Consider the following 502-nt stretch of genomic DNA (forward strand, 5'->3'; position numbering starts at 1 on the left):
GGTTAGTCAATAGATTAGCCAATTCCTGATGCCATCCTAAAAAGGAGATGCTTTTATGTTTACAAATCCATATAAAAATAGGAATCGCGTTCTTCTTGGTTTAGAGCTACTCATATCCATATTCACTATTATATTTGTAATTGTTTCTTCAACTGGAGGCAGAGAGCTAAGCTTTTCTTGGTTTTTCCTGTTAACTGCATTGATTTTCCTTGTAAGGTTGGTTGATACAAAAGATAAAAGCAACATTATCACTTTAACTATCTATGTATTAGGTGCCCTTTTCATCATTTTTAAAAAATAAAGTTGGAGACTCTTCGATATAGCTTGCCTTATCAGCCCTTTTCTACTTTAGCAAACTAGGAATTTTTGAACATATTTCTTAATAGCATTGAGCTCTAACGAGGAGATAATAGACAGCATCTTTTCCATACCAATAGTCTATGATAACCCAACCGGAGTTAACGACTATTTTGAATCTCCATAGGAAAGGAAGCGTGATATT

The 502-nt window shown here is 33.9% G+C and carries 1 protein-coding gene; it reads left to right on the forward strand.

Annotated elements, in window-relative coordinates; all coding sequences use genetic code 11:
* The first annotated feature begins 55 nt into the window (after positions 1–55).
* Positions 56–301 carry a hypothetical protein gene (locus GC098_RS26640; RefSeq protein WP_171646232.1) on the forward strand — a complete coding sequence of 82 codons (246 nt, stop codon included), beginning with the start codon at positions 56–58 and terminating at the stop codon, positions 299–301.
* The last annotated feature ends 201 nt before the right edge of the window (positions 302–502 follow it).

It is taken from the genome of Paenibacillus phytorum (assembly GCF_013141715.1).
Classification (GTDB): Bacteria; Bacillota; Bacilli; order Paenibacillales; family NBRC-103111; genus Paenibacillus_E; species Paenibacillus_E phytorum.

Coding starts and splice junctions, on each gene's coding strand:
- GC098_RS26640 (WP_171646232.1), top strand. CDS start 56: ATGTTTACAAATCCATATAAAAATAGGAATCGCGTTCTTCTTGGTTTA.